This window comes from Autumnicola edwardsiae (assembly GCF_031846505.1).
Lineage (GTDB): Bacteria > Bacteroidota > Bacteroidia > Flavobacteriales > Flavobacteriaceae > Autumnicola > Autumnicola edwardsiae.
This window is the reverse complement of record NZ_JAVRHP010000163.1, coordinates 1-3,857: the sequence shown is the minus strand read 5'-3', so window position 1 is coordinate 3,857 and position 3,857 is coordinate 1. Positions and strand designations below refer to the sequence as shown.

Below are 3,857 nucleotides of genomic sequence, written 5' to 3'. Positions count from 1 at the left end.
AGCGTTTTCCTTTTTTGTTTTTTTAGTCCCGCTTCCTTTTTGATGTTTTTGTAAGATTTCATACTATTCGGTTTAGATTTACTTCCCATAGAGCCGTCCGCTGTTACCTTTTTTTGTTGCTGATACATTTTCAATATTTGGAATTAATAAGGAGTTATAAAAGGGAGGCACGACCGGTTATGCACTCCGTTTAACTTCCAAATGTTGGTATTTTGCTTACAAAAAAACGGTTGGGACAGCGGTGGCTCGGGAGTAGGTCTAAATGCCTTTTGTGAAGTATAAAAACATAGGAAGCGGGACTAAATGATAAATGGAATTCCTATCAGGCGGACTCCGTTCACGGTTTCGTATTGGAATGGAGTGCGCTTCCCGGCAGCGCGGGAAGGGCAAGCGGAATGGAAAGTAGCAATCGGGGATGGTGTCCAAGACCTTTTTAGGGAAGCTCTTTGCCCGGAATGGAGCGATTCCTGCCCCTTCGGAAGGCGGGCGCGGAATGGAGCGGCAATGTGCTGAACGGATTGTGAAAACGAATTATGTTCTTGAAAAAGGATTTAAAGCGGACTTGACTTCAAAGGTGTAGATGGGAATGTAGTTTTTTTTTGTGAAATGTTAATGAGTAAAAATCTTTTAAATTTAGAGAGACCTTTAATTTAGCATAAAACAAATACCTCAAGTTCAGCTATAAAAAAAGCAAGTCGAGCTAAATCTATTAATCAATGAATACTAACCTTTGCACCAACAAAAAAAATGTATTATGAAAACAGTATTGATAACAGGGGCCAACAAAGGAATTGGTCTTGAAACGGCAAAACAAATGGCAGAACTCGGTTATTATGTCTATATCGGGAGCAGGGATAAACAAAAAGGGATGAAGGCCGTAGAACTTTTGAAAAAGACCGGATCAAATAATGTGGAGTGTATTGAAATTGATATAACCGTTATTGAATCTGTAAAACGGGCAAGGATGGAACTTGATTCAAAGCTTGAAGCTTTGGACATATTGATCAACAACGCGGGTATTAGCGGAGATCAGCCTCAAAAGTTCTCTACCGGTAATGTAGAAATTTTACGTAAAATATTCAACACCAATTTCTTTGGGCCGGTGCAGACCACATATGAAATGCTCCCTCTGCTCGAGAAATCCAAGAACCCAGTGATCATAAATGTTTCAAGCGAGGTTGGCTCCCTAGCCATACACGCTTCAGCAGGCAAAGACCCCAATCTGGAAGTTTGGGGCGCCTACGGTAGTTCAAAAACTGCATTGAACGCATTTACGGTTATGCTCAATAACGAATTAGAGGATACACCATTCAGGATAAATAGCGTTACACCCGGTTATACAGCGACCGACCTGAACGACCATCAAGGAACCAAAACCGTTGAAGAGGGCGCGAGGCCCATTGTTAAAGTAGCCACCGAATCAGATGGATTTACAACCGGGAAATTCTACGGGGAACAGGGCAATGTCCCTTGGTAAGATAGTATTGTATGAATTATAGGAAAAGATCGCAATAAAATACGTTTGCAGGGACGCACAACCTTTGAAAAAAAAAAGTAAACGAGAATCAAAATAATGGGTATTTTAGGATTTCCACGAGGTATTGCATTAATTATAATAACACGCTCCTTTAAGAACAATCAAAAAATAATTTCAAGACCTATTAGATCGATGCGGAGAGCCCTATAAATAGTTGTCCGAAAATGGGATGGCCAATAAAATAGATGGAAACGTAACTATCAGCTTTGTTTTTTAAAGATTGGACTTGAGTATATTTGCAAAGTTTTGAGGAGTAAAAAATTATTGAAAAATGTCAAATATTCACCGTGTAAAGACCATCAGCGAATTCCATCAAATTACCGGCCTTCCCAAACCCGATCATCCCCTTATAAGTATCGTAGATTACAGTGCCATTGAAATCCCTCCCAATTCAGATAAAATAAACTGGATTTTTGATTTTTACCAGATTGCTATTAAGCGAGGTCTGAATGCCAAAATGAAATATGGTCAACAGGAATATGATTTTGATGATGGGGTAATGTTTTTCATTGCACCCAATCAAGTGTTCAGGATTGAACCTGAAACCAGGTCCGGAAATGAACGATCTGGGTGGATGCTACAATTTCATCCAAAATTTCTTAGGAATACTGCTTTAAATAAGGAAATTAAGCAATTTGAATTTTTTAACTATACAGTGAACGAAGCACTTTTTCTATCAGAAAATGAAGAGGCAAAAATCGGTAATATTGTTCAAAATATACAGCAGGAATACGATCCCAACATAGATAAGTTTAGTCAAAACATAATCATTTCTCAGATAAATACGCTGCTTGGTTATTCGGAACGTTTCTATGAGCGTCAGTTCCTGACCAGAAAAAAAGCAAATCATCTAGTTATAAATCGATTTGAAGAAATACTTAACAATTATTTCAATTACGAAGATTTGGTAATAAAAGGGCTGCCGACAGTTCAGTTTATTTCAGAAAGCTTGAACCTTTCGCCAAGCTACTTAAGTACTTTGTTGAAAACGTTGACCGGACGGAGTCCGCGGCAGCATATTCAGGAACAACTCATAGAGAAAGCAAGGGAAAAACTTTCGGCAACCGATTTAACCATTGGTGAGATTGCGTATGATTTGGGATTTGAACATCCTCAATCCTTTAGTAAGTTTTTCAAATCGAAAACAAAGCTTTCCCCTATGAAGTTCAGAAAATCTTTCATTTGATAAAAAGAAAAACTAAATGATATGAAATCCTATGATAGCAGATTATCCTCTTGAAGTAGGATTTAAAGCGGACTTGACTTTAAAGGTGTAGATGGGAATGGAGTTTGGCCGCTTCTCGACTTTTATCGGGAATGGGCGGACAAGTGGAATGGGAAGCGGAAGCTTTGGAGTTGTGTCCAAGACCTTTTTAATGAAGCGCTTTTCCCGGAATGGAGCTTTTTCTGCGGAATTTAGGGGAATGTGCTGAGTGGGATTGCAAAGCTAACTTTCCAAATAAACTCTTTTGCTCAAAATAAAAAAAATCCAGTTTAAGGTACCGGACAAACCTTTGTTGACATTAAGCCATTTCATAAACGGCATCGAACAGTTTTTTGTCCAAGCGTTCCTGTTGTGAAAAGCTTTTCTTCAATGTATTGTGAAGCATTTGATTAAAAGCATTATAGCCTATCCATAAATTAGGTTTTTCATTAAGTAACAATGCTTCATTATCTAGAACTTCAAGTACTTCCCGGGACTTCTTTGAAGGATCATCGTTCTTATCGCTACATTCGTAACGGAACAATTTCGTGCTTTCCAAGATTGCCTTCACAAATTCCTTGTTGTCGATGATTTGAAATTCTCTCATTCTGTCGAACTTCTTGGTAATGCTATAAAATTCATTATCCACGAATTTGTCGAACAAATTGTTCAACCTTGGCATTATCAGGTCGGTATTGTTCTTACTGTGCTTGATGGAAAACTCAATTTCCGATTGTGAAACGTGCAGTCCATTGGAGCATACCTGACGGTAAAATCCAAAATGCCCAGACGTTTTTTCGCTACCATCATAGGAATTCTTAAACCGCAGCATCGGCAGTATCAGGTCTTTTTCATTCTTGACCGAAAATTGGCTGTTGTCGTCGATGATAAAGTCGGTAACGAACGACCTATCATTCCTGTTGATTGTTCGTTTCTGATAGTTCAATCCAGCACCGGTCAACATTTCTTCTGCTTTCTTAAAGAACAGTTCGTTCGGTACGTGGCCGTAGCTGTTCGATACCACGTTGACAATTTTGCCATTCGAAATTATGGCATTTTCAAGTCCTCTTCGGGATTCCATCTGAGTCAGGCTTTTCAAGGATTTCATTTCTGATG

4 protein-coding genes are annotated in these 3,857 nt (G+C 38.8%); 3 read left to right on the top strand and 1 reads right to left on the bottom strand.

The genetic code is table 11. The annotated features are described in order from the left end of the window. The first annotated feature begins 303 nt into the window (after window positions 1–303). From RM529_RS16315 to RM529_RS16305, 3 genes are all read left to right on the top strand, one after another. The gene (locus tag RM529_RS16315; RefSeq protein WP_311485803.1) at window positions 304–513 is read left to right on the top strand and encodes a hypothetical protein; all 210 of its coding nucleotides are present in this window, start codon (window positions 304–306) and stop codon (window positions 511–513) included. A gap of 253 nt (window positions 514–766) precedes the next feature. Continuing rightward, entirely contained in the window at window positions 767–1,477 is a 711-nt protein-coding gene (locus tag RM529_RS16310) for an SDR family NAD(P)-dependent oxidoreductase (RefSeq protein WP_311485802.1), read from the top strand. Window positions 1,478–1,808: 331 nt separating this feature from the next. Beyond that, entirely contained in the window at window positions 1,809–2,723 is a 915-nt protein-coding gene (locus RM529_RS16305) for a helix-turn-helix domain-containing protein (protein WP_311485801.1), read from the top strand. A 337-nt stretch (window positions 2,724–3,060) separates the two neighbouring features. Here the strand turns inward: RM529_RS16305 and RM529_RS16300 are convergent. Next, window positions 3,061–3,857 (bottom strand): DUF932 domain-containing protein (locus RM529_RS16300; protein ID WP_311485800.1); only part of this gene is annotated, 797 nt, incomplete at its 5' end.